The sequence below is a fragment of the Enterococcus diestrammenae genome, assembly GCF_049384045.1.
GTDB lineage: Bacteria > Bacillota > Bacilli > Lactobacillales > Enterococcaceae > Enterococcus_C > Enterococcus_C diestrammenae.
In genome coordinates this window covers 34,100-60,183 of sequence record NZ_JBMRGR010000002.1, presented here as the reverse complement: position 1 = coordinate 60,183, position 26,084 = coordinate 34,100, and the positions used below count along the sequence as shown (strand labels likewise).

The 26,084-nt window shown below is 43.4% G+C and carries 24 protein-coding genes and 1 pseudogene; 5 read left to right on the top strand and 20 right to left on the bottom strand.

Annotated elements, in window-relative coordinates:
* Positions 1-28: 28 nt before the first annotated feature.
* Complete coding sequence (gene ccpA / locus ACO03U_RS01855) at positions 29-1,033, top strand: catabolite control protein A (RefSeq protein ID WP_204685048.1); 1,005 nt, start codon at positions 29-31, stop codon at positions 1,031-1,033.
* 489 nt (positions 1,034-1,522) lie between these two features.
* Here ccpA and ACO03U_RS01850 read toward each other — a convergent pair whose 3' ends face one another.
* The 6 genes from ACO03U_RS01850 to hprK all read right to left on the bottom strand — a co-directional run bounded on the left by ACO03U_RS01850 (position 1,523) and on the right by hprK (position 6,933).
* A complete protein-coding gene (locus ACO03U_RS01850; RefSeq protein WP_204685046.1) occupies positions 1,523-2,212 on the bottom strand; it encodes a YtxH domain-containing protein in 690 nt (229 codons plus the stop codon).
* A 69-nt stretch (positions 2,213-2,281) separates the two neighbouring features.
* Positions 2,282-2,707, bottom strand: coding sequence for a DUF948 domain-containing protein (locus ACO03U_RS01845; protein WP_204685044.1), 426 nt, complete (start codon positions 2,705-2,707; stop codon positions 2,282-2,284).
* Between the two features lie 219 nt (positions 2,708-2,926).
* Positions 2,927-3,874 carry a UTP--glucose-1-phosphate uridylyltransferase GalU gene (gene galU, locus ACO03U_RS01840; RefSeq protein ID WP_270789292.1) on the bottom strand — a complete coding sequence of 316 codons (948 nt, stop codon included), beginning with the start codon at positions 3,872-3,874 and terminating at the stop codon, positions 2,927-2,929.
* A 46-nt stretch (positions 3,875-3,920) separates the two neighbouring features.
* Complete coding sequence (locus ACO03U_RS01835) at positions 3,921-4,940, bottom strand: NAD(P)H-dependent glycerol-3-phosphate dehydrogenase (RefSeq protein WP_161868373.1); 1,020 nt, start codon at positions 4,938-4,940, stop codon at positions 3,921-3,923.
* Between the two features lie 123 nt (positions 4,941-5,063).
* Positions 5,064-5,897 carry a prolipoprotein diacylglyceryl transferase gene (gene lgt / locus ACO03U_RS01830; RefSeq protein WP_161868372.1) on the bottom strand — a complete coding sequence of 278 codons (834 nt, stop codon included), beginning with the start codon at positions 5,895-5,897 and terminating at the stop codon, positions 5,064-5,066.
* 97 nt (positions 5,898-5,994) lie between these two features.
* Positions 5,995-6,933, bottom strand: a complete 939-nt coding sequence (hprK, locus tag ACO03U_RS01825; protein WP_204685042.1) for an HPr(Ser) kinase/phosphatase — start codon at positions 6,931-6,933, stop codon at positions 5,995-5,997.
* Positions 6,934-7,175: 242 nt separating this feature from the next.
* Here hprK and ACO03U_RS01820 point away from each other — a divergent pair, with 242 nt between their 5' ends.
* The 4 genes from ACO03U_RS01820 (at position 7,176) to ACO03U_RS01805 (ending at position 12,398) form a co-directional block, all read left to right on the top strand.
* On the top strand, positions 7,176-8,876 hold the full coding sequence (locus ACO03U_RS01820; protein ID WP_204685040.1) for a M3 family oligoendopeptidase: 1,701 nt from the start codon (positions 7,176-7,178) through the stop codon (positions 8,874-8,876).
* 326 nt (positions 8,877-9,202) lie between these two features.
* Positions 9,203-10,156 (top strand): AAA family ATPase, encoded by a 954-nt coding sequence (locus ACO03U_RS01815; protein WP_204685038.1) that lies wholly within the window; start codon positions 9,203-9,205, stop codon positions 10,154-10,156.
* A complete protein-coding gene (locus ACO03U_RS01810) occupies positions 10,153-11,235 on the top strand; it encodes a DUF58 domain-containing protein (protein ID WP_204685035.1) in 1,083 nt (360 codons plus the stop codon). The genes ACO03U_RS01815 and ACO03U_RS01810 overlap by 4 nt, the downstream gene beginning before the upstream one ends.
* Positions 11,232-12,398, top strand: a complete 1,167-nt coding sequence (locus ACO03U_RS01805) for a hypothetical protein (protein WP_204685032.1) — start codon at positions 11,232-11,234, stop codon at positions 12,396-12,398. The genes ACO03U_RS01810 and ACO03U_RS01805 overlap by 4 nt, the downstream gene beginning before the upstream one ends.
* Before the next feature lie 70 nt (positions 12,399-12,468).
* Here ACO03U_RS01805 and ACO03U_RS01800 read toward each other — a convergent pair whose 3' ends face one another.
* The 14 genes and pseudogenes from ACO03U_RS01800 to ftsE form a co-directional block, all read right to left on the bottom strand.
* A complete protein-coding gene (locus tag ACO03U_RS01800; protein WP_202625789.1) occupies positions 12,469-12,612 on the bottom strand; it encodes an OadG family protein in 144 nt (47 codons plus the stop codon).
* 37 nt (positions 12,613-12,649) lie between these two features.
* Positions 12,650-13,765 (bottom strand): sodium ion-translocating decarboxylase subunit beta, encoded by a 1,116-nt coding sequence (locus ACO03U_RS01795; RefSeq protein WP_161868366.1) that lies wholly within the window; start codon positions 13,763-13,765, stop codon positions 12,650-12,652.
* A 493-nt stretch (positions 13,766-14,258) separates the two neighbouring features.
* A complete protein-coding gene (locus ACO03U_RS01790; RefSeq protein WP_204685030.1) occupies positions 14,259-14,621 on the bottom strand; it encodes a phage holin family protein in 363 nt (120 codons plus the stop codon).
* Positions 14,621-14,956, bottom strand: a complete 336-nt coding sequence (locus tag ACO03U_RS01785) for a PspC domain-containing protein (RefSeq protein WP_161868364.1) — start codon at positions 14,954-14,956, stop codon at positions 14,621-14,623. The genes ACO03U_RS01790 and ACO03U_RS01785 overlap by 1 nt, the downstream gene beginning before the upstream one ends.
* 124 nt (positions 14,957-15,080) lie before the next feature.
* Positions 15,081-16,628 (bottom strand): daptomycin-sensing surface protein LiaX, encoded by a 1,548-nt coding sequence (gene liaX / locus ACO03U_RS01780; protein WP_204685028.1) that lies wholly within the window; start codon positions 16,626-16,628, stop codon positions 15,081-15,083.
* Between the two features lie 258 nt (positions 16,629-16,886).
* On the bottom strand, positions 16,887-17,564 hold the full coding sequence (gene phoU, locus ACO03U_RS01775) for a phosphate signaling complex protein PhoU (RefSeq protein WP_161868362.1): 678 nt from the start codon (positions 17,562-17,564) through the stop codon (positions 16,887-16,889).
* 36 nt (positions 17,565-17,600) lie between these two features.
* The gene (gene pstB, locus ACO03U_RS01770) at positions 17,601-18,359 is read right to left on the bottom strand and encodes a phosphate ABC transporter ATP-binding protein PstB (RefSeq protein WP_204685021.1); all 759 of its coding nucleotides are present in this window, start codon (positions 18,357-18,359) and stop codon (positions 17,601-17,603) included.
* Positions 18,360-18,418: 59 nt separating this feature from the next.
* Positions 18,419-19,222 (bottom strand): phosphate ABC transporter ATP-binding protein PstB, encoded by an 804-nt coding sequence (gene pstB / locus ACO03U_RS01765; RefSeq protein ID WP_161868360.1) that lies wholly within the window; start codon positions 19,220-19,222, stop codon positions 18,419-18,421.
* A 15-nt stretch (positions 19,223-19,237) separates the two neighbouring features.
* Entirely contained in the window at positions 19,238-20,122 is an 885-nt protein-coding gene (pstA, locus tag ACO03U_RS01760; protein ID WP_161868359.1) for a phosphate ABC transporter permease PstA, read from the bottom strand.
* Positions 20,119-20,994, bottom strand: a pseudogene (gene pstC, locus ACO03U_RS01755) (phosphate ABC transporter permease subunit PstC). The gene pstA and the pseudogene pstC overlap by 4 nt, the downstream one beginning before the upstream one ends.
* 289 nt (positions 20,995-21,283) lie before the next feature.
* Positions 21,284-22,138: a phosphate ABC transporter substrate-binding protein PstS gene (locus tag ACO03U_RS01750; protein ID WP_161868358.1), complete on the bottom strand. Its 855-nt coding sequence runs from the start codon at positions 22,136-22,138 to the stop codon at positions 21,284-21,286.
* A 637-nt stretch (positions 22,139-22,775) separates the two neighbouring features.
* Positions 22,776-24,224 carry a cardiolipin synthase gene (cls, locus tag ACO03U_RS01745; protein ID WP_204685019.1) on the bottom strand — a complete coding sequence of 483 codons (1,449 nt, stop codon included), beginning with the start codon at positions 24,222-24,224 and terminating at the stop codon, positions 22,776-22,778.
* 136 nt (positions 24,225-24,360) lie between these two features.
* Complete coding sequence (gene ftsX / locus ACO03U_RS01740) at positions 24,361-25,245, bottom strand: permease-like cell division protein FtsX (RefSeq protein WP_161868356.1); 885 nt, start codon at positions 25,243-25,245, stop codon at positions 24,361-24,363.
* Positions 25,238-25,924, bottom strand: a complete 687-nt coding sequence (gene ftsE, locus ACO03U_RS01735; protein ID WP_161868355.1) for a cell division ATP-binding protein FtsE — start codon at positions 25,922-25,924, stop codon at positions 25,238-25,240. Before ftsE ends, ftsX begins: the two co-directional genes overlap by 8 nt.
* Between the last annotated feature and the right edge of the window lie 160 nt (positions 25,925-26,084).

Sequence of the window (26,084 nt, the reverse complement as noted above, 5' to 3'; positions counted from 1 at the left end):
CTGAAAACAGATAAAGAGGAGCATAAATATGGATAAACAAACGATTACCATCTATGACGTCGCCCGGGAAGCGAATGTCTCAATGGCCACTGTTTCACGGGTTGTCAATGGCAACCCAAATGTGAAGCCGGCCACCCGCAAAAAAGTCTTAGAAGTCATCGACCGCTTGGATTACCGTCCAAATGCCGTCGCACGGGGCTTAGCAAGTAAAAAAACCACCACGGTGGGCGTAATCATCCCCGACGTCAGCAATATGTTTTTCGCTTCATTAGCACGAGGGATTGACGATGTAGCTACCATGTACAAATATAACATCATCTTGGCTAACTCCGATGGCGATGGTCAAAAAGAAGTCAATGTTTTAAACAACTTATTGGCGAAACAAGTGGATGGTGTCATCTTCATGGGACATCGTATCACAGAAGAAATCCGTGGCGAATTTTCTCGCTCTAAAACTCCGGTTGTTTTAGCTGGTTCCATCGATCCTGATCAACAAGTGGGTTCTGTCAATATCGATTATACTGAAGCGACTAAAGATGCCGTTAGCTTATTAGCCAAAAATGGCAACAAAAAGATCGCTTTCGTCAGTGGTGCTTTAATCGACCCTATCAATGGTCAAAACCGTTTGAAAGGGTATAAAGAAGCCTTGAAAGCAAACAACTTGGACTACAATGAAGGCTTGATTTTCGAAGCGAAATACAGTTTCAAAGACGGCTTGAGCTTAGTTGATCGCATCTTGAACAGTGGTGCTACGGCTGCCTTTGTTTCAGATGATGAATTAGCCATCGGGATTTTAGACGGCTTAATCGACGCTGGCAAAAAAGTTCCCGAAGACTTCGAAATCATCACTAGCAACAACTCTTTGTTGACAGATGTGGCTCGTCCTCGCTTGTCTTCCATCACCCAACCTTTGTATGACTTAGGTGCCGTTTCCATGCGTTTATTGACTAAAATGATGAACAAAGAAGATGTGGAAGACAAAACAATCATCTTACCTTATGGAATCGACGAAAAAGGCTCTACCAAAAAATAAACCAATAATAAAACAGGGCAGACTCGCTTTCGGAGAATCCCTTGGGTTGTAGTAGGACCGGTAAATACCAACTAAAAAACCGTTGTCATTTACCTTACCGAAGACAAACTTGTTGTATGTCCAACAAAATCGTTGGACAACAACAAGTAATTCCTCGGACATCCTTTATCCTACAACTCGAGAGCTTCTCCTTCAGCAAGTCTGCCCTGTTTTGTTGATAATCGCTTTATTCCCTTTGCTTCATAAATCCAGCAAATTATTTCTATGTAGGATAGCATGTGTACCTTTTTTAGCGGCATCAAAATATCGGTATGATACACACTTAATTTCTGATACATCCGTCTTTTTGGAGTTTAATTTTTGAAGATAGTTGGACTTAGCGGCTTTTAGTTAGCTCAACTGTCTGCGGTAGCTGAACTCATTTGTGAAGCCAAACAGAATATCCAAATCAAAAAGGCCCATCCATGAAGGACAGGCCTTTTCAGTTACTTAGCTTTCCCCCTGATCAGGGTTGTTTTCTTCCAGCGCTTCTTTTAAGTCTTCAGCAGCTTCGTTTAGGTCAGCTTTCGCCATTGCTACATTTTCACCGGCTTCTGCCTTCAGATCTGCCCCTTGGTCGGCAAGCGTCTCTTTGGCTACTGTGGCAGAATCTTTTGTAGCCTCTTTTAAATCTTCAAGAATTGGCTGACTTTCATCCACCGCTTCCGTCACAGAATCTTTGAAATCTCCTGCGGCATCTTTGACATCAATGACGATGTCTTCAACAGTTTCTTGGGCATCTTCTTTTAAATCAGAACCTTGATCTGCTAAATCCTCCGCCGACTTTTTAAAGCGTTGGGATAATTCTCCTGTTTGCTTTTTCAAGTTATCCAATAAATCACTAGAACCATCATGCATCCCTTCCACTGATTCTGATGCTTTATGTTTAATGTTATCAGCTAAATCATCGGCTTGTTGGCTCAACTTAACCGCAGTATCTTTCGCAACTTCTGTCAAATCGCCGCTTTTTTCTTTAACGGTATCTGTGTAGTCACTCACGACATCTAACAAATCATCCGCTTTTTCAGCCAATTTTTCCCGTAATTCTTTTCCTGATTCTGGTGCTAACAACAAGGCTGCTGCCGCTGCCGCACTGGCACCGATCACGGCACCTAATAAAAATCCACCTTTTTTACTCATGTTTGTCCCCTCCATTATTTTTTAAGCTAAGCCTTCTTATTCGTGGCTCATTACCTTCTTTTTTCAATGCTATTGGTTGTCATTCCGCTGTTTGAAAAATTTCAGTGCCGTTTGGCCAACTTTACCGGCCACAGTCGCTTGAGCAGTAGTTTTGGTGACTGCTGACAGTTTAGAAATCGCCTGTTTTCCGGAATGGTTCAAATCAGAAACACTTTCGCTTAAATCAGCCACTGCTGTAAACAACGGATCGATGGTGGCGACTTTGCCATTCACATCATTTAACAAGGTATTGGTTTTTACCAAAAGCCCTTCCACTTCACTGGACAAAACATCTACATCTTTGGTAACGACGCGAATCGTGGTGTTGGCTTCATCCACGGTTCGATTGACTTTGGTGACTGTTTTTGAGATTTGCAACAACAAACGAATCAAAAAAACGACTAGTAACGCAAATGCGATAGCTGCAATTAACGCAGCAATCTCTCCTCCACTCATCTTCTTTGCTCCCTTCCTACTCTACATAGATAAAGCATATCATTTCAGCTTTTTTATCACAACTAAAATACCCAAAAACCGCGGTTTTCTCGGAAATTAACCCAGGTTAAAAAGATAGCAATCTGACTTTCTTAGTAGTCTCAGGTAAAAAATAAGGCCCCCTGAAATTCTTTGTACAAGCCAAAACTGTACGTAAGAAATTCAGGGGGCCTTGCGCCTTTACTGATCCGCCTTTTTCGTTTCTGCTATTGGTTTTTTTGCGGCTTTCGCAGATATGGCTTGCAGTTCGTCTTCTGCCGTCAGCTCTGCCCCCAACTCTTTGATAAATGCGCGCAAATCGGCCTTCACTTCTGGATGCGTCAATCCGTATGCGATGCTCGTTTTCAAAAAGCCAATCTTATCCCCTACATCATAGCGTTTGCCCTTGAACTCTTGGGCAAAGACACGTTGGGTTTTATTCAAGGTATCGATGGCATCTGTCAATTGGATTTCATCACCGGCGCCAGGAGCTTGATTTTCCAAAATATGGAAGATTTCTGGAGTCAACAAGTAACGACCGATAATTGCCAGATCACTAGGCGCATTTTCGGGTTTTGGTTTCTCCACAAAACTGCGCACATTGTACAAGCCATCAGCGACTTCCGCTTCAGGATCGATAATACCGTACTTGTAAGTTTCTTCGTGAGGTACTTTCATGACAGCAATCGTGGAGGCATGCGTTTTTTCATAGTCATTGATCAGCTGTTTGGTCAAAGGAATCTCATCTTCCATCAAATCATCCCCCAGCATGACGACGAAGGGTTCGTTGCCGACAAAAGCTTTGGCCTGTAAAACCGCATGGCCCAAGCCCCGAGGATGGGATTGCCGGATAAAGTGCAAATTGACATCAGTCGTTTCTTCCACTAATTTTAATAATTCCGTTTTACCTTTTTCTCGTAGATTGGTTTCCAATTCAATATTTGCATCAAAATGGTCTTCAATGGGCCGTTTGGCTTTCCCAGTCACAATCAAAATATCTTCAATTCCCGCCTTCAAGGCTTCTTCCACAATAAATTGAATCGTTGGCTTGTCTACGATGGGCAACATTTCCTTAGCCATGGCTTTGGTAGCAGGTAAAAAACGCGTTCCTAAACCGGCGGCTGGAATGACAGCTTTTTTGACTTTCATGCATACTCCTCCTTCAAATACAAACAGGGCTGATTAGCTCTGTTGATTACTCCAATGAAAACTCGTTTTCTTCCCGTGCATCCCGTAACATGATATTCTTAGCAGCATCTTTGACATCTTGTCCTTCATACAACACGCCATAGATTGTTTCGGTAATTGGCATTTCAACGTTTAATTGTCGGGCCAATTCCATCGCAGCTTTCGTCGTGGAAACACCTTCCACAATCATTCCCATGTTTTCTAAGACTTCATCAAGTTTATGCCCTTTACCTAGCAGGTTACCCGCTCGCCAGTTACGAGAATGGACACTGGTACAGGTCACGATCAAATCCCCTACCCCAGACAACCCGATGAAGGTCAATGGATTGGCACCCATGGCAACCCCTAAGCGACTGATTTCTGCTAGTCCTCGCGTCATGATTGCTGCTTTGGCATCATCCCCAAAACCTAGTCCTGCGATTGCCCCGGCACCAAGGGCGATGATATTTTTCAAAGCCGCGCCGGTTTCCACACCGATGACATCATCGTTGGTGTAGATGCGGAAATAATCATTCATAAACAAGTCTTGCACATATTTGGCAGCGGCTAAATCCGTGCTAGCAGCGGTGATGGTAGTGATATCATGTTTGACCACTTCTTCAGCATGACTCGGACCTGACAACACCGTCACGGCTTTGCGGTGGGCTTCGGGAATTTCTTCAATCAAAATTTCGGAAATCCGTTTGTGGCTCCCTTGCTCTAACCCTTTTGCCGCATGGATAATCACTGGTGCATTTTTGACTTTTTGCGCAAATTCTTGTGCCACCACGCGAATCGCTTTAGTGGGAATTACGAATAAGACGGCATCACAATCAGCGATAGCCTCCGCCAATTCATCGTAAGCCACGATACTATCGGGAATTTTGACATCCGGTAAGTAGTGACGATTCGTATGGTAGGTATTGATTTCGGCGATTTGTGCGGGGAGATTGCCCCAAATACGTACTTCATGGCCATTTTCTGCCAAGACTTGCGCTAAGGCTGTGCCCCAAGATCCCGGACCTAATACTGCAATTTTTTGATTCATGCTTATTTCCTCCTTAAAGTTACTCTCGTTTGAAGCGAAAGAAAGCTACAAATAAACTGCCATTTTTATGCTAGATGACAGCTTTAGGCGGGAGTTTTTTCTCCCGCAAGCTCTTCTTTCTTATTATAACAGGTATTGATTACTTCCTTGACTCCGATCATAGGCTGGCAGTCGTGAATTGGTTTTACGACGATAAAGCAATAATCCCCATCCACCGACAAATAAAACTACCGACAACAATTGGGATACACGAATCGGACCAAAGAGATACAAGCTATCCGTCCGCAACCCTTCAATCCAGAACCGTCCGAAGCTGTACCAAATCACGTAGGCTAAAAAGACTTCCCCTTGTTTGAAAATCTGTTTCTTTCGCAAAAGAATCAACAATAAAAAGCCCAAAAAGTTCCACAGGGATTCGTACAAGAAGGTTGGTTGTCGAAAAGCACCGTCGATATACATATTGTCGATAATAAATTGAGGCAAATGCAATTTTTCCAAAAAAGCTTCCGTCGTTTTTGGTCCAAAGGCTTCATGGTTCATAAAGTTACCCCAACGACCAATTCCTTGGGCTAAAATTACCGTGGGAGCGGCGATATCCAAAAAAGTCCACATATTGATCTTTTTTCGACGACAGAAAAAGGCTAACCAGATAACCGCCGCGATCAAGCCACCATAAATTGCTAACCCCCCCGAACGCACATTGAAAATCTGTATCGGATCTGCTAGATATGTTTGAATATCAAACAAGACATAATACAAACGTGCACCAACTAAAGCAAGCGGTAATCCCACCAGCATAAAATCTGTCACATCATCGGGTCCTAAACCTGCTCGGACCGCTTCTCTAGTGGCTAACCACATAGCGAGGATTACCGCTGAAACGATGATGATAGCATACCAGTAAATTTCAATGCCAAAAATCTCAAAAGCGACCCGATTGACAACATTCAAAAACATATTTTCCTCCTTCATTGTGGCGAGTAACAACAAGTCGATTCCTCACTCTTGGCTTCAAATCAGCCCTGCTCTTACTAGCTTTCCTGCAACTAGTCCCTTAGTCATTGTCTTTGTTTTGAGCAATTAACTGGGTCAAGCGTTCTTCAAAGGTCTTGGTAGCATCATAACCCATGGCTTTCGCCCGGAAATTCATCGCTGCCACCTCGATGATAATCGCCACGTTACGCCCGGTTTTTACCGGTATTTTGATTTGGGATACCTCGACTTCCGCAATTTGAATCGCTGTGTCGGCTGAGCCTAAACGATCATACTTCTTATCTTTGGCCCAAGCTTCCAAGTAGACACACAGTTGCACTTGCATGCTCCCTCGAACTGCTGAAGCCCCAAAGAGATTCATGACATCAATAATACCGATTCCACGAATTTCAATTAGATGTTGCAAAATCTGCGGTGGTTCACCGACTAAAGTCAACTCATCTTGTTGATAGACATCTACCCGGTCGTCAGCAATCAAGCGATGCCCTCGTTTGATTAATTCTAATGCGGTTTCACTTTTCCCAATCCCGCTATCCCCTTGAATCAGCACCCCTAATCCATAAACGTCCACTAAAACCCCGTGAACACTGGTCCGTGGTGCCAAAAAGCCACTGAGATAACTGGACATTTCTCCTAATAAGCGGGAACTACTAATCGGTGAACGCAAAACTGGAATATCGTGTTCGGCACAGGCTTCTATCATTTCATCTGGCACCGGTAAGCCCCGAGATACCACAAAAGCTGGAGTATCTTCTGTACACATGCGCCGCAATACCATCAAACGCTCTTCCGGCATCATCCGCTGAGCAAAAGTAATTTCCTTTGACCCAAACAGTTGAATTCGATCATGGGAATAATAATTGAAATAACCAGTTAGTTCCAGACCAGGGCGTGAAATATCCGCGATTGTCACATTTCTTGCTAGCGAAGTCTCCGAACCGGAAATAATCTCCAAATTCAGTTTTTGCACCATTTGGCTAACAGTTACAAACTCTGCCATCAGTTTTCCTCATTTCTTGTCATTTAATTTTCTTCACTGAGCCTATTCTACCTTACTTTAACCAAAAAAACACCCATCACAGGCGAAAATGCCCGGGACTTTCCCCTTGGGCATATCAGAATCAACCGCTTTATGCTATCATTTGAGAGTAAGCTTGCAGAATGTCAATTTTCATCAGAATTTAAGTGAAAGATGCCTTCTGCCTGGCAAACATAACAAAAATCACGTTGAGGAGGTTTCCCATGAATTTTGCAGATTACACCTATACCCGCCCTGATTTTGCTACTTATAAAGAGGCTTACCTAGCCAGTGTCGCCCGATTGCAACAGGCCTTTACGCTAGAAGAGGCTAAAACGGCTGTCGATCAGCTAAATCACTACCGTTCCCAAGTGGATACCGCTATGAATCTGGCTAGCATCCGCTATTCCATCGATACCAATGACCAGTTTTATGAAAAAGAAGATGCGTGGTGGAATGACTATCTGCCCCATTTTGAATCCTTGGATTTCCAGTTTTATCAAGCCTTATTAGCTTCCCCCGTCCTTACTGAATTAAAAACCATCTATCCAGCAACCTTATTTTTATTTGCAGAAAGTCGCGTAAAACTGTTCGATGAAAAACTGATTCCCCTGTTCCAAAAAGAAAACCAGTTGGCCTCAGATTACAATAAACTGATTGCCTCTGCTGCAATCGAGTTCGCAGGGGAAACCCGGAATCTGCCGCAAATGACTCCCTTCACCCAAGCCACTGACCGCACGACTCGTAAAAAAGCCGCCCAAGCCACCACTGCCTTCTTTGTTGAAAACGAAGAAAAGTTTGACGCCATTTACGACGAGATGGTCAACGTGCGGGATCAAATCGCTAAAGGGCTGGGCTTTGACAATTACGTCCAATTTGCTGACGTCAAGATGAATCGCTGGGATTACAACCGTCCTATGATTGAAACTTATCGCAAAGAAATCTTGGAAAAAGTCGTACCGGCTGCCCAAACCCTCTATCAACGACAACAAACACGCAATCAGCTAGACCAGATGTACAACTATGATTTGTGGCTTGTCTACCCTAGCGGCAATGCCAAGCCACAAGGAACACCGGAAGAACTAGTGGCTCACGCCCAAGTCATGTATCACGAACTTTCTCCGGAAACCGGTGCCTTTTTCGATTTTATGAAAGAACACCAGCTCTTGGACTTGTTAAGCAAACCAGGGAAACAATCTGGTGGCTATTGTACCTATATTGCGGATTTCCAATCGCCCTTTATCTTTGCCAACTTCAACGGAACCTCTGGAGATGTGGACGTTTTGACCCACGAAGCCGGCCATGCTTTCCAATGCTATGAATCTCGTTGGATCAAAGAACCAGAAATTGTCTTTCCTAATTTTGAATCCTGTGAAATTCACTCCATGTCCATGGAATTTATTGCATGGCCTTGGATGGAAGGTTTCTTTAAAGAACAAACGGCAAAATATAAGTTTGCCCACTTGGGAGATGCCTTAGAATTCTTACCATATGGGGTCTTAGTGGATCATTTCCAACAAGCCGTCTATGAAAATCCGCAGTGGTCTCCTGCTGAACGCAAAGCTTGCTGGCGCAAATTAGAAAAACAATACTGTCCTGAACGTGATTATTCAGAAATTCCTGATTTGGATCGTGGGCTATTCTGGTTCCGTCAAGGCCATATTTTCCAAAGTCCCTTCTATTATATCGATTACACTTTGGCACAAGTTTGTGCTTTCCAATTTTGGAAGAGATTCCATGTGGATCACGACGAGACAGCTTGGAGCGACTATCTGGCAATTTGTCAGGTCGGTGGTACCAAAACTTTCTTGGAGATCTTAGACATCGCCCATCTGCGTTCCCCATTTGAAGCTGGTGCACTGGATGATACCATCGCAGCGGTTTCTGAATATTTAGCCGCTGTACCAGAAAGTGATCTGAACTAAAGAAAAACAGACAAGGACACCCTTTTGATGAGGTTGTCCTTTTTTGTAGACTAGAGTTTTACAAATTTGCAAACTACTAGGATGCTACCTATCAAAGTTTATTTAGTCTGTCATCTTGTTGATGTGCAAAAAAAGATGATCTTTAGCTCTGTAGGAATTGGCATGACAGTAAGTCAGACCGGCCAGTTTTCATTTAAAACAAGAGGTTTCCATCAAGCAAGAAAAGGGTTACAATAATCATTGAGTACGATGTTCTTATTCCAAGCATTTAGGAGCCTCAACTAGTTTTACTGCTATCCTAAATGGTCCGTCCGAGGAGGAAACTCATGCTAGAAAATTTTTATACGACACTCCACCGAGAAGTGGCAAAACAAGTCATCGGTAATCATCAGGCCCAAAAACTATTACTAACTGCCCTTTTAGCGGAAGGACATGTGTTATTAGAAGATGATCCTGGTAGCGGGAAGACTGCCTTGAGTCGCGCTTTGGCAAACAGTCTCGGTCTTCATTTTCAGCGGGTCCAAGCTACACCTGATTTATTACCATCGGATTTAACAGGGATAAATATCTATCGCCCAGATACCAAGCAATTTGAATTTCATGCTGGTCCCATTTTTACTGAGATTTTATTGGTGGACGAAATCAATCGAGCCACGCCCCGCACCCAATCGGCACTTTTAGAAGCGATGGCTGAGCGCCAAGTAACAGCTGATGGCCAAACACGTTCTTTGTCAGAGTTATTTTTTGTCATAGCAACCCAAAATCCCCTGGAAACAGCCGGGACATTTCCACTGCCAGAAGCTCAGCTGGACCGTTTTATGTTGCAATTTTCATTGGAAAAGCTACAACACCAAGACAAAGAACAGCTGGTGTCCCAAGCATTAAAAGAAGGCTTGCTCCTGCCTCCCTTAAGTCCGGTCACCGATGCCCAACAGATTCTGGCAATTCGTCAAACCGTCCGGGAAGTCTATTTCCATCCCGTACTACTGGATTACTTAGTGTCCCTCTGCGAACAAGTCCCCAGTCTGGAAGGTGTTGTCACTGGTGTAAGCCATCGTTGTTTGATTCAATTTGCCAAAGCTTGCCAAGCCTATGCTTACCTCGAAAAGCGCCAGTTCGTCTTACCAGACGATATTCAAACCTTGGCTGTGCCAATCTTAGCCCATCGACTGTTCTTTCAAAATGCCTATACCACCACCTCTCGCAAAGAAGAACTGATAGGCGAACTCTTACACAAAATCCAGGTACCGACAGAAGATTGGGAGTTGAAATCGGTATGATTTTGCTATTTTTAGGACTCCTGTTTTCGGCCTTTTGGGGCATTCGTTACTATTGGCTACACAACTGGCAAAAAGGCTTGTCAATCGCCGTTGAAATGAAGCAACCGCAAGTCTTTCCAGGGGAAATTTTCACCTTACGTCAAATTGTTTTCAATCAAAAAAACTTTGGGCTTCCCTTTTTGCGCTTATTGATTTCTTTTGATCCTCATTTTGATTTGGTGGAAGCTGACCATGAAAAACCCGTCAACGATCTTTTTCAGGTCTTTTCCTTAGCCAGTTGGTCTCGTTCAGAAAATGTTTTTCGGATCAAAGGCCACAAACGCGGCGTATATCCCCTGACAGAACTGCAACTCCACTGTCGGAGCTTACTTTTTCAAGAGGCCGTGACCCAGACTTACCCCCTGGACAAAGAAATCATGGTCTATCCTAAGTTAGTCAGTACCCAGGAAATTTTTCAAATCCTCCATACTTCCTTGGGGGAGCAACTGGCCAAACAAGGTCTCGTGTCGGATCCCTTGAGCTTTCGGGGATTGCGAGAATACCGTAGTGGCGATGCCATCAAGCAGCTGGATTATAAAAAAAGTGCCCAACTAAACCAATGGATGGTGCGACAATACGATCCTACTGCCAATCAAGAAGTTACCTTGGTACTGGATTTACCAGAAACTACCAACTGGAAAAGTGATCCCTTGGCAGAAGCGAGCATTTCCCTGTTTGCATCTTTAGCCAAGGAATGTCAACAGTTGGGCTACTTAGTGCGTTGTCAGACTAACGGGCGCAATCAAACCGGTCAACACTTATTCAGTGGGAACGCCGTAGCCACCAGTGTTATTTTGCAAAATTGCAGCCACCTTGCTTTGTCACAAACAGTCCCCACCAAGGACCATCTCCTATTACCAAGTCAGCAACGAAATCACAACTGTCTGATTGTCACGTCCGCTGCTGCTTGGTCTTCAGAAAAAGCCCGCCTCGCTGAAGAAATGGCCGGTACTTCCGGCATCGTCCTTTTAGCGACCAAATTAGCTCAGGAAACAACCAGCAATGGCAAATTAACCATCAGAGAGTGGGTGATTACATGAAGCAGATGAGACGCTTACATTGGGGCCTGGAGCTCCTCATTCGTGCTCTGTCCGTCCTAGAAACTATCTGGATAGGTCAGCTAGTTGTCTTAAAAACTGCACCGTCAGTCACCACGGCTCTTTTACTTTTGGTCACTGCCCTGCTTAGCCTACCGCTGATTCAAAAGCTACGCCAGAAATGGCCCCTATTCTATCATGTAATCACCATGGGAATTTTAGGGATGGCAATTTGGGCCGCCACCGGCTTTTCCCTTTTTCTAGGTTGCCTCTTACTCGTCATTGCCCTATTTGGAAGCCTCCCCTCCTTCACAGCCAGTTGGGCACTATTCTTGTATCCACTAGTTTGTTATTTGGCAGGGTTTCTTTTAAATGCGGTTTCTTTGCGACTTTTCGCTCTCTTAATAGTCCTGTTGTTATTAATGATTCGCCAATTACTTACTTGGCTCAAGGAAGTAACTGCCGCGCAGACATTGAGTAAGGCCGTTTCCGGTCATAGAAACCGCGGCTTTTTGACCATTAGCCGCAAACAATTATTACTCATGTTAGGCGGACTGGCGATAACGGGACTAACCTTTATGGCAATTTTGGCTTGGTTACAACCTTTTGGAACCTTCAGCTATTCGCCAAAAGAAGGCCCCTTACCTCAAGTAACTAAACAATCTCAAGCACCAATGCCGATCGACTCTCCTGATCCGGCTAAAACGATGGAAAAAATCGCCGGAAAAAGTGAACCCAATCAGCTGCTTGTGGCATTTTGGGAGATATTCGAACAAATCCTAAAACTTCTCCTCCTGCTAGCAGCGATCCTCCTACTTTTAACTATCGGATTTCAAATGATACATTATCTCAAAGCAAAAAGGCCGGTTCCTGAAACCGAAGAGCTACCTGAACTAGCCGATTTTGTTTTGTTAGATCAAAAAAAAGTAAATCGAAGGCCTCCTTCCCTGTTTTTTGGGGATTACAATCATCGGGTGCGGCAGCGCTTTAAAAAGGAAACCCGCCCCTCACAGTATAGCGCCACGCCTCGTGACCTGATGACATCACTGGAGGAGACTCCCTATCGCAAGCGCCTGCTAACCCTCTACGAAAAAGCCCGCTATGATGAAAAAAAGGTGACAAAAGAAGAATGGCAGGCTCTCAAGACTTTAAAAAAAGAAAGCTAAACAAAAGTTAGCCCCTTCATCAATCAAAAAAGCTCAAGCGCTGATGGTTTTTCAGACTTGAGCTTTTTTGTTATTCTTTGGTCTTTTTCACAGGAAAGATTTTACTGAGGGCTTTTGACGATAAATAAATAATAAATAAGACTAAAAAGACGCCCCCCCATCCAAGAACGAGTAGTTCTAAGGATGTTTTTAAATCTTCAAGATTAATGGCCATACTTTCTCATCCTCTCTCAACTTTTCAATGGCAACTTTTATCCCAACAAGGCTAACAATAAACCGCCAGCAATCACCGATGCGATTTGTCCCGAAACATTGGCACCTGCTGCATGCATCAAAATAAAGTTTTGGGGATCCTCTTCGGTAGCCATCTTTTGGATGACCCGGCTAGACATCGGAAAGGCCGAAATACCAGCGGCCCCAATCATCGGATTAATCTTCTCTTTGCGGAAGAGATTGAGCACTTTGGCAAATAACACACCGCCGATTGAATCCATGATAAAGGCAATAAGTCCTAGGAAAATCACCATCAACGTATCCACCTTTAAAAAGTCTTCATAGTGCATACTCACCGAAATGGATAATCCTAGTAGGATACTGATGATATTGACTAGTTCATTTTGGGCGGTGACCGATAACCGTTCCAAAACACCACATTCTCGTAACAGATTTCCAAACATCAAAAAGCCTACCAATGGCAAAGACACTGGTGCAATCAAGCCGGCCACAATACAAATCACTATCGGAAATAGAATCTTTGCCGTTTTTGAAACTTCTCCCGCGCGATAAGTCATGCGGATTTTTCTTTCTTCTTTGGTGGTGACCGCTTTGATCGCGACTGGTTGGATAATCGGTACCAAAGACATATAAGAATAGGCGGCTACCATGATCGCTCCCATATATTTCGAGTTGAGGGTATTGGCCACAAAAATCGAAGTCGGACCATCCGCTGCCCCGATGATTCCAATAGAGGCGGCATCGTTTAAATCAAAACCCAATAATACCGCCATAATAATGGTAAAAAAGATACCAAACTGAGCGGCAGCCCCAAACATCAGCATAAAAGGATTTTGCAATAAAGGCCCAAAATCAATCATCGCCCCAATGCCGATAAACAGCAACAGCGGAAAGAGTTCGGTTGATATCCCCATATCAAACAGTACTTGAAACGGCCCGGCCTCCCCTCCAGCACTCAGTACGCCAGAATTCGGGAAATTCACTAAAATTGTTCCCAAGCCCATTGGTACTAATAAAGTGGGCTCGTATTCTTTTTTGATTCCCAAATACATCAATAACCCACCAATGAGCATCATCACTAGTCGACCAGGCTCTTGCCACATCCCAATCGCGCCTTCCAACAACGTTTCCATGTCCTTCACTTCCTCCACATTAATCATGTTGTCTATGTTCACAAAAAATCAACTACTTAAGTTTTACTTGACTGTTTGATCCAGAAGTAATTCACTAAACTAGAACAATCATCACCGTTTTTATCTCCTATTTTTTGTTATTGTCAACCCTTTATCTCGTTTTTTAGCTAAAAGATGTTAGCGTATTCAACAATTTCAATGTTTTCACGAAATTAGCCGTGCTATCAGTGATTTCAAACTGATTTAGCAAGTATCGATTCATCTCTACATAGACATAAATATGCTTTAATACATATATTGTATCATGTTTTTTTATGAACTGTCTGTCAAATCTTAAAAGATTTTTCCTGCGAGAAGATTTTGCATTGAAGATAAGAAAGATTGAACGAACGCCTCCAATTTTCGTGAGTCAAATCCGAAGAGAGCTAGTCCGTAAAATCAGACTTTCATCGCAAAGAAAAACACCTGATCATCACAATCAGGTGTTCCATTATTATTCTTTGGTAAACTTTTGCATACTGTGTTCGGTTACGATCAAATTGACGATGGACATAATCACCGCCACTAAAATCGCAGCACCAAAGGAAGAAAAGCCAAATTTAGCTGTTCCCACCAAATTAGAAGTAATACTCAACATGCCGGCATTGATCACAAAGGTGAACAAACCTAGCGAGAGGAAGTTTAATGGCAGGGACAATAATACTAAGAAGGGGCGTAAAAAACCGTTTAGAATCGATAAAACAAAAGCTGCTATCAACGCCGTAAACAAGCTTACCACATGGAACATATTGGGAAAGATGACCGTCAAGGCGATAAACGTCAAGGTGTTTACTAACAGTCGCTGGAAGTAAGTCATTAGAAATCACTCCAGTCATCGTCATCGATTTTTTCGGCTTGTTTCGGTTGTTTTGGCTTTTGGCTAAATTGCTTGTAATCCCGATTGGTTCGTGAGTTCTGATTTTGGTAATATGGGTTGCGTCCATACCCGCCGTTTTGGGAACTACGGCCTGAAGGGATAATCAACGCCATAATAATATACAAGGTAATACCAGGAAAGGCAACGGTCACTAAGGACAAGAAGACATAGATCACCCGAATAATCGTGGCATCAATCCCTAAAAAGTCAGCAATACCGCCAAGAGTACCTGTAATCACCACATTGTTGGTAGATTTCGTCAATTTTTTTCTCATAATCTTTCACCTCTATCCCCTCAATTTTACCGTAAATCCCAGAGAATATCATCCCTGTTGCTATTTTTTTCAAGAACCGAGACGGCAAAATCCTGTTTTTTGCCGTCCCAGTCCAGTTACAAACTTATTGATCGGTATCCTTCAATAAGATGTTTCCTGTTGTTGTAGACAAATCTAGCTGTGCCAAAGTCTCCTCTTGAACCCGACGGAATTGCAACAACTGATTGAGTTTTTCCTTTTTCTCCCGTACGACTTCAATTTCGGTCAAGCGGGAATTGATTTTCCCTAAGCTTGTTTTGGCCAACCCTTCGATGCCGAGATTGGCTGGCAAAGCAACTTTGACATTACCATTCACCGAGCTAGCATCGACTTTTTTCAAATGATCTTCTTTAAAGGTTAGTTTGATATCGCCATTCACCAGCGAAGCCCCGATGGTTTGAGGCGTCGCTTGGACTGTGATTCCGCCATTGACATTTTCAATGATGGTATCCATGATTGTGCCATCAGCAATCGTGATATTGCCATTGACACCGGCGATTTCTAACATAGTGGCATCAATCTTTTCAAAATCAATGTTGCCATTGGTGGATTGGGTATAAACATCTTTAGCTTCCAACTGCTTCACGACGACATTGCCATTTAGCAATTTCACCGCTACATGGTCATAGGTTTGTTTTGGCAAATAGAAGACTAAGTCCGCCCGTACTCGTTTGTTTGGGACATGGAAAAGAATATGGTCATCATCGACTTCAATCCGGCTCCGTTCACTAAAAGCGTCAAACGGTGTCGCTGCATCCATCTTACCGTACAAAGCGATCTTCGCTTCCACCTTCACATAATCGGCTTCCCATAAATCGAAAGTCACATTCCCGTTAGCGGCTTTGACATCCAAAATCGTCGCTTCAGTGGCTGGAAATTCGAAGGTGTGGTCGAATTTGGTGTTGGCAACACCAGGTACACGAATGCTGATGTCTTTCCATTCGACATTGTCATTGAAGGTTTGGGAAACGGAATTAAAGGTATGTTTGAAGAAACGGCCTAATTGGCTACCTGCTTCGGCCATTTTTTCGCCAGCTTGGTTGAAAGCTTCCGTCGCTTGATCTTTCCATTCATCGTTAAACTTCGTCCGGAAATCATCTTTCATTTGCGACCATTGATCTTTTTTCAAGCCTTTTAAGCGACTTTCTAACCCGCTCTTTTCAGTTTCCAATTCGTCAGCGGCGGTTTCCAACGATTGCAGTTCCGCTTCCAGTTCTTGACGATCAGCTAATTCTTCGTCATTTAAGATGTCTAACTCTTCTTTGGTATTGAGTTCCATCAATTTGCCTTGGACCTCTGCTATTTGTTCATGGACGCCAGCGACTTCCACATTTAATTCATCCAATTCCACAGAAGCTTGGTTTGCTTCTGTTGCTAAGTCATCTAAAATCGTTTCTAAGTTCTTTTTATCTGCGGCTGTTTGTTGCGCCATTTTTTCATCAAAATCTTTGTCTTCCGGATCTTCCAATAAAGAAGCCAGGGCATCTTGTTTTTCAGCTGTCACTTCTTCGCTGACTTTTTGAATCTGTTTTTCATCTTTTTCTTGGGCCATGCTTTCCAGCAGATCTAAGGCTTCCTCTGTTGAAAGCACACCTTTTTTCACTAAGTCCAGTACTCGTTCTCGTTCATTCATGGCTTAGGAGCCTCCTTGAGTGTTTCATATTTGTCGGCAATCACTGTGATTACCTTACATTGCTATTATGCCAACTTTTTTGAGAAATGTCATAGGACTAAAGACCGAACTTTCGCAAGACCATTGACGGATAAGGGGCTAGGTCGGATTTACTCAATTGATCATCGCTTGTCAGGAAACACAATTTAACTATAAAAAACCACTTCTTCTCACAAGCCGAAGCACTTGCTGAAAAAGTGGTTATTAGTCATCTAATGATTAGAACTCTTCATCGTGATTGGTATTCAATTCAGTGATTTTACCGGTAGCTAGATAGACAATCCATTCACAGATATTGGTCACATAATCACCAATCCGTTCCAAATACTGAGCCACTGAAAGATAATCTGTCCCACTAATGACCGTTTCTGGATTTTCTTTCATCGCTTCCACTGCTTGGTAATAGATTTGCGAGTAATAATCGTTGATGCGTTTATCCATATTAGCAATCAGGCGGGCATCTTCTTCATTGGTTTTGACATAAGCCACTAGGACATTATCCACCATTTTTTTGACATAGTCAGACATATCAGATATTTCTTTTTCAATCTCGGGAATTCGAGTTTCCCCTTTGACCCGAATAGTCGATTTGGCGATGGAAACCGCATGATCGGCCATCCGTTCCAAATCAGAACTAGCTTTCATCACTGTGATAATCATCCGGAGATCGGTAGTGACTGGTTGTTGTAAAGCAATCATCTCAAAGCTTTTTTTCTCTAACTTGACTTCCATATCATTAATTTCCACATCATGGGCGATGACTTCTCGGGCTAATTCTTTGTCATGCTTGATGTAAGATTTAACCGATTTATGAACAGCATTTGACACCATCATTCCCATTTCATAAAACTGATTGTGAAGATTTAATAATTCTTCCTCAAACTGCGTCCGTAACATGTATGCTTTCCCCGCTTTCCTTCACCAACCGTAAAGTTAACCAAAACGGCCGGAGATATAATCTTCCGTTTCTTTTTTTCCTGGTTCCAAAAAGATTTTCTTGGTGACATCATACTCGATCAAGTTACCATCTAAGAAAAAGGCCGTGCGATCAGAAATCCGCGAAGCCTGTGACATATTGTGAGTAACGATGATCATGGTATAACGATCTTTCAACTGCAATAATGTATTCTCAATTTTACCTGTAGAAATCGGATCTAGGGCACTAGTGGGTTCATCTAATAAAATAATCTGTGGATCCACCGCCAATACCCGCGCGATACAAACCCGTTGTTGTTGCCCGCCAGATAGGGACAACGCACTGGAATGGAGCTTATCTTTCACATCATCCCAGACAGATGCGGCTTTTAAGCTTTCTTCCACCACTTGATCCAATTTTGCTTTATCTTTTTCACCTTTTAATTTTAACCCATAGATGACATTTTCGTAAATGGAAAAAGGAAAAGGATTCGGCTGTTGGAAAACCATGCCGATTTCCTTACGCAACTCCACGATATCTTGTTTGGGACTGTAGATATCTTGTTCCTTATACTGGACATTCCCGGTAATCGTCACTCCTGGAATTAAATCATTCATCCGGTTTAGCGTCCGTAAATAGGTGGATTTGCCACATCCAGAAGGGCCAATCATAGCGGTGATTTCATTTTTATTAAAGCCCATAGTAATGCCTTTGAGGGCTTCTTTTTGACCATAGTACAAATGCAAGTCTTGTGATGATATCAGATATTCAGACATAGTTTTCCTCCTGAAAATAGCGGGCATAAGCTATTGCTTGCCTGATGCCTTTACTGTAACTACCCGAAGTGGCCGGAGACATAATCTTCCGTCGCCTTGATTTTCGGTCGCGTGAAAATCTTACGGGTCAAGTCATATTCCAAACAATGCCCCATGTAGAAAAAGGCGGTATAGTCGCTAATTCGAGCTGCTTGTTGCATATTGTGGGTCACGATGATGATGGTATAATTTTCTTTCAAATTCACCAAGGTCTCCTCAACGGTCCCTGTCGAAATAGGATCCAGTGCGGAAGCTGGCTCATCTAGCAATAGAATATCAGGTTTCATGGCAATGGCTCGGGCGATACAAAGGCGCTGTTGTTGCCCACCGGATAAAGCAAGTGCACTCTTATGCAGGTTGTCTTTGACCTGCTCCCATAAAGCGGCTTGTTTCAAACTGGTCTCGACGATTTCATCTAATTTGTGCTTATCCTTTTCGCCATGGCGTTTCAAGGCAAAGGTGATATTCTCATAGATGGATTTACTAAAAGGATTTGGTCGTTGAAAAACCATGCCGATGCGTTTGCGCATTTCGTAAACATCAATTTCAGGACGATTGACATCGACTTCTTTGTACATAATCGAGCCGGTCACTTTGGTACCAGAAATTCCATCGTTCATCCGATTTAGCGAACGAAGATAGGTGGATTTACCGGATCCAGAAGGGCCAATCAAAGCGGTAATACAGTTTTTCTCAAACTGCAAGTCCACCCCATGAATGGCTTCATTTTGACCGTACCAGACTTTTAAATCTTCGGTATATAAGGCAATGTCTTCAGCTTGGTCAAAGGTGATGAGATTGCGATCATTGATATCATAGCTCATAAATTCTACTCCTTCTTATGCGGAAGTCATTTTATTATACAAACGCTTGCCGACAGCTCGAGCGCCGAAGTTAAACAGCAAGACGGCGATGATCAATACTGCCGATGCCCCAGCCGATACTGCCGCGCCATCTGGCATGGTGCCTTCTGTATTGATTTTCCAGATGTGCACGGCTAAGGTTTCGGCTTGGCGGAAAATACTGATGGGACTAGAAACACTGAGAGGATTCCAGTTGGAGAAATCCAAAGCCGGTGCACTTTGACCAGCCGTGTAGATCAAGGCCGCCGCTTCCCCAAAAATTCGTCCCGAGCTTAAGATGATCCCGGTTAAAATACCTGGTGTCGCCTCAGGGACGACGATACGCATCACTGTTTCCCACCGGGATAAACCCAAAGCCAAGCCAGCTTCACGTTGGGTGTAATGAATCGCTCGTAAGGATTCTTCCACATTGCGGGTCAATAGCGGTAAGTTGAAGAAAGTTAAAGCCAAGGCCCCGGAAATAATCGAGAAACCATAACCAAACTGAACCACAAATACCAAAAAGCCAAACAAACCAACAACCACTGAAGGCAAGGAACTCAAGATTTCGATGGAGGTCCGAATCAAGTCCGTCAACCAATTTTTCTTAGCGTACTCCGATAAGTAAATCCCTGCTCCCAAAGAAATCGGGAAACTGATTAACATGGTAATCAGCAACAAGTAAAAGGAGTTAAACAACTGAATCCCAATCCCGCCACCTTCTTGATAAGCCTTCGAAGGTTGGGTCAAAAATTCCCAGGAAATATGAGGCACCCCCCGCACCAAGATATAAAGGAGCAAGGCAGCCAAGATCAACACGATGGTGGCGGAAATCCCATACAGGACGCCTGTGGCAATTTTATCTGAACGTTTCGCATTCATTTATTGAAGGCTCCTTTCTTCCCAATCAAACGAATAATAATGTTGAAAATCAACGACATCAACAACAAGATCAAGGCCAACGACCAGAGGACATTGTTTTCCACTGTCCCCATGATGGTGTTCCCAATCCCCATCGTCAAAATCGAAGTCAAAGTTGAAGCCGGTGTAACCAAGGAAGTCGGCATCAGCGCTGCATTCCCGATGACCATCTGAATCGCCAAAGCTTCCCCAAAGGCACGGGCCATCCCAAAGACGACAGCCGTCAAAATTCCCGGTACCGCTGCCCGCAATACCACTTTATAGATTGTTTGCCAGCGAGTCGCTCCCAAGGCCAACGAAGCTTCTCGATAATGGCGAGGCACCGCCTTCAAGGCATCGACGGTCATGGTGGTGACAGTAGGTAAAATCATGATAAACAGCACAAAAGTCCCTGCCAAAATCCCAAATCCCGTCCCGCCAAACACGGAACGAACCGTTGGAACAATCACTGATAACCCGATAAACCCATAGACAACAGAAGGAATTCCCACCAATAGTTCAATCACCGGTTACAAGATTTTTTGTCCTTGCTTGGGAGAAATCTCCACCATGAAAACCGCCGCGCCGATTGCAAAAGGCGTTGCTACAATTGCGGATAAAAACGTCACAATAAATGAACCAGCAATCATCGGGAGGGCCCCTACTTGTGGTTTACCATCAGGTCCTAGCTGGCTAGGGTTCCAATCCGTCCCAAAAAGAAAACCCAGAACATTGACTTTATCTTTGAAAAAGGTTGCCAATCCCTTACTAGCAACAAAATAAAAAATCGAAATCACCACGGCAACAATTAAAGCAATACACAAAAAGCTGATGAGTTTGCCTCGTTGTTCCATTCGCGCTCGCTTAGACTTAGTCAGCAGCGCCTTTTTCACATCTTCTTCCAAAATGATTCCTCCTAGTCTCGCATCGATGGCTTACTTCTTCATTTTACCTTATGAATAAAGGTCTTACCATTCATTGAACCCTCCGCTGAAAATCGGACAAAATGGCAAATTAAAAACAGCAGACGTCCATTTACACACAAGGTGTAACGCAGGCCTGCTGTTTCCTGCTAGAATACAATATCATTCTAGAAGACCAACATCAATTTTGGATAAACTTCATGTAAATTTTGTGTAAAGATTAGCCAATCAGATTTCCTTGCCAATCCCGTTCTACTTCCATCCGCGAAACGGGAATATAGCCTAGTTCGGCAACAATTTTCTCCTGTACCTCTTCTGATAAAACATAGTCCAAAAAGTCCGCCGTCAACTGATCAGGCTTGCCTTTCGTATACATATGCTCGTAAGCCCAGATTTTCCAAGCATTAGTGGTGACATTTTCGTCGGTAGGCTCTACCCCATCGATTTTTAACGTATCCACCTCATCAGTCACATAAGAAAAAGCCACATAACTGATGGCTCCTGGTGTGTCGGCCACGATTTGGCGTACCATCCCACTGGAATCTTGTTCTTGAGCACGGATGGCTGTTTTACCTTCCAAAACCCATTTTTCAAAAGTCCCACGGGTCCCGGAACCGGCTGCTCGGTTTAAGATGACAATCGGTAAATTCGCGCCGCCAACTTCTTGCCAGTTGGTGATTTCTCCCAGAAAAATCCCCCGTAATTGGGCCATTTCCAAGCCATCGATACCAACTTCTTGATTGACAATTGGGGTAATCCCCACCGCCGCGACTTTGTGATCTTGTAATTTGGAAGCATCGATCCCCGATTTTTCTTCCGCAAACAAATCGGAATTGCCGATTTCCACAGCGCCACTTTGAACTTGGCTCAAACCAGTCCCACTACCGCCACCTTGAACATTGATAAATTTACCAGGAAACTTGGTCTGGTATTCTTCGGCGACGGTTTCCACTAAAGGTTGTAACGCCGATGAGCCCACTGCGGTGATGGATTCTCCACGATCAATCCATTTGGCACAGCCGCTTAAAAGAACGCCGACAGTTAACGCCAACGTAAGAAAAATCCGTTTTTTCATTTTCCTTCTTCTCCTTTTCGGATCTTACAATCCGGAATAATCGACTAGTCGCCGCTTGATTCATGCCGAAGATTTCCAGCCTCCTCATCAGACGACTGATGATTGCTTGCTTATGAGTAACAAACTCATGTTAACATTAACCGACAATCGGGAAAATCGCAAATATATTTTCAGTAATTCTTTATTTTTTGTCAGTAAAATCATTAAAAAGGCTAGTCCTAGAAAGGTGACTATGCTATACTGTCCATTGAAAAACGTCCCTAAAAAGAACTGACGTATTTTCTTGCTTCCCCAAACAAGAAAACCCCTTTACCCCCGTTGTTCTTGACGTTTTCACTTTTTCGCATCTCCCCATTTGCGAAAAAAATCGCGGAAAGAGGATACCCTTTCGTCTCCTCTTCTCGGCGCTACATAGGAAACGTCTGATTTCACTTTTTGTAAGTGACGTCAGACGTTCGTTTTTTTATCACTAGATCAGCAAGGGTCAACTTGCAACCAAGCTGGCAATTACTAGTTCGATAGTGGTCTTTTTTTGTGCTACTTAACAACCCTTACCACGATTCCATATTCCAGCTTTAAAAAGCCTCCAAAACGCAAATTTGGAATCTGATCGCCTTTTCAACATGACGGTAAAAGCTTACAGCAAAGGGGAAATCAACCGCGCCAGGCCTTCTTTGACCTTGATGAAAAAACCGCGGTTGGCATAAAGCTCTTTGGTCAACGGTTTTGAATCCAGACTATCAGCAAAAAAGGCATTGCGAACTTTTTGAGCCATTTGCTCGTCATATAAGACACAGTTCACTTCAAAATCTAAACGGAAAGAACGAACATCAATATTGGCTGAGCCCACCGAAACAATACCGTTATCGACAATCATCGTCTTGGCATGCATGAACCCTTTTTCATAGGTTTCCACCACTGCACCGTATTCCAAAAGCTCCGCAGCAAAGGAGTAGGTGGCCCAGTAAACAAAGGGGTGATCTGGTTTATTGGGAATCTGCAAATGCACTGCCACCCCCGATAACAAAGCCAGTTTCAACGCTTCATGAATCGAACCATCGGGGATATAGTAAGGGGTCTGTATCAAGATTTCACTTTTGGCCATACTGATCATTTTCAAGTAGGTCATTTTAATTTGCTCATAGGGCGAATCTGGCCCACTAGTCACCACTTGCATCGATACCGCCCCTTGATTGGCCATCGTCGGGAAATACGCCTCCGCAAACTGGACTTCATTCGTATGTTGCGAATTCCAATCCATCAAAAAACGGTTTTGTAGAGAATAGATAGCTGGTCCTTTGATTCGTAGATGATTGTCTCGCCAATAGCCAAATTTATCCACCAAGCCCAAATACTCATCCCCGACATTGAAACCGCCAGTGTACCCAATCATTCCATCGATGACGACAATTTTACGGTGGTTACGGTAATTTAGCCGGGGATTGATATAAGGAACAAATAGCGGGAAAAATAACGCCACTTCCCCACCGGCTGCTTTTAAGCTATCAAAAAAATTCAATGATACTTGTGTCGATCCCCACGCATCCAACAATACTCGGACTTTTACACCCCGTTTTGCGGCAGCAACCAAGGCATCGCGAACTTCCACTCCCAGTGCATCACTACGATAAATATAATATTGCATGTGAATATGATCGTGGGCATTTTCGATGTCTTGAATTAAGGCATCAAATTTTTCCCGGCCATCGGTAAACAAGCGGACATCATTGGTGGTGGTATACAAAGACCGTTCGAATACCGTCAGCATATACACCAATTGACGAATATCCACGCGTCCTGTCGGTGGATGAGGAAATAAATCCCTTTGTAGCGCTTGTCGTTGCTCCTCGATTTCCACATTCATCCCGATTTTACTTTGCATCTTTAGGTCAAAAATCTTATCTTTGGAAATCCCCCGACCAAAAAAGATATACAAGACAAAGCCAACCACTGGAATAAACATCAAAACCAACAACCAAGCCCAAGTTTGAGCTGTTTCCCGGCGTTCCCGAAACACAATCACGATGGATAGCAAAATATTGGCAACCATCAAGATAGTAAATAAATTATTTGTTATCAGCTGCATGTTTTTTCTCCAACACTCATTCTTTTATTTCAGAATAACGTAAAGGCGCTATCCTTGTAAAGCCACACTGACTTGCGCTGACAAATTTTCCCAAAGTAAAAAGGCCATGCACGGAGCATGACCTTCACGTATCAGATTATACTTTCAAGAACCGGCGCATGGATAAGACTGAGCCTAATGACCCAATCAAAAAGCCAACCAACACCATCATCAAGGCGATTTTGAAACCTAAATCTCCCGGCGTTACCATGCTATAGTTGGAACGCAATAAGATGGGATTCAAAATTTGATAGGCTTTACCATAACCAAATATGATTAATAGTACTGGGATAATCGCACCGATTAAGCCAATCCAGCCACCTTCTAAAAAGAATGGCCAGCGAATATACCCGTTTTTCGCTCCCACCAGACGCATGATTTGGATTTCTCGTTGCCGTGAAATAATCGTAATCCGAATGGTATTTGAAATTAAGAACATCGCGACAAACAACAATAAGACGGCGGCGGCTAGGCCCCAAGTTTTCACGATATCGGCAATGTTGAAGATTTTTTCGGATTCAAGACCACCGTAATCAGCTTTGTAAACATTTGGCAGTTCTCCGGCGTCTTTAGCAACCTCTTTAGTCAGCTTCGGTTCAGTGGTACTGACCACAAAGACATCATACAAAGGGTTGCTATCTTCATCAAAGAGATCCCATTCAGAGCCCATCGTTTTTTTGATTTTTTCTAGTTCATCATCGGCACTGGAGAATTTAACATTTTTTACATTGTCCAGTTTATTTAGTTCAGCTTCCAAGGCATCGATTTCTGGTTGCTTCGTGCCATATTCGATAAATACCGAGACGTCCACATTGTTTTCGATGTCCTCGGCTAACTTGGTAGCATTGAATATCACCGCCATAAAAACTCCCACCAAAGACAAAGTGATGGTTACGGCACTGACTGAGGCGACTGTCATCCAGCCGTTACGCTTCAGACTCTTGATACTTTCTAGCATATGACGGAAAAAAGTTCTAATCATCGTATCCGTATTCCCCTTCCACTTGGTCTCTGATGATGCGACCATTTTCGATTGCGATAACCCGATGACGAATGGTATTAACAATCGTTGAATTATGGGTCGCCATGACAATCGTTGTCCCTTGGGCATTGATACGATCCAACAATTTCATAATTTCCCAAGAATTTTCTGGATCCAAATTCCCGGTTGGTTCATCACAAATCAAGACTTTCGGGGTGTTAACAATCGCCCGCGCAATCGAGACCCGTTGTTGTTCCCCACCTGAAAGCTCACTAGGGAACACACGAACTTTGTGCTTTAAGCCCACCAAATCCAAGACTTCCATCACGCGCTTTTTGATTTCACGGGGTTTACGCCCGATAACTTGCATCGCATAAGCCACATTTTCATAAACTGTTTTCTTTGGCAACAGTTTATAATCCTGGAAGACCACGCCAATTTCGCGGCGCATCAAAGGAATTTCGTGATTTTTTATCGTCATTAAGTCATGACCGGCTACCGTCAACGTGCCTTTGGTAGCTTTTTCTTCTCGATACATCAACTTGATAAAGGTGGACTTCCCAGCCCCAGAAGGACCTACCACGTACACGAATTCACCTTGATCGATATTAATGGTGATATTACGGATGGCAGTTGTACCATTGGAGTACTTCTTCATTACATCCTTCATTTCAATCATGGCTATCTCTCCATCTTAATAGAATTCAATACTCACGTAGTATAGCACATGAATATTGCAACTTTCTTTCATTAGGTTACAAATATATGTCATTTCATAAGGAAAAGACAAAATCAGCGTCAAACCAGACAAGGGCAGACAACGCCAGGGCTCTCAGCTC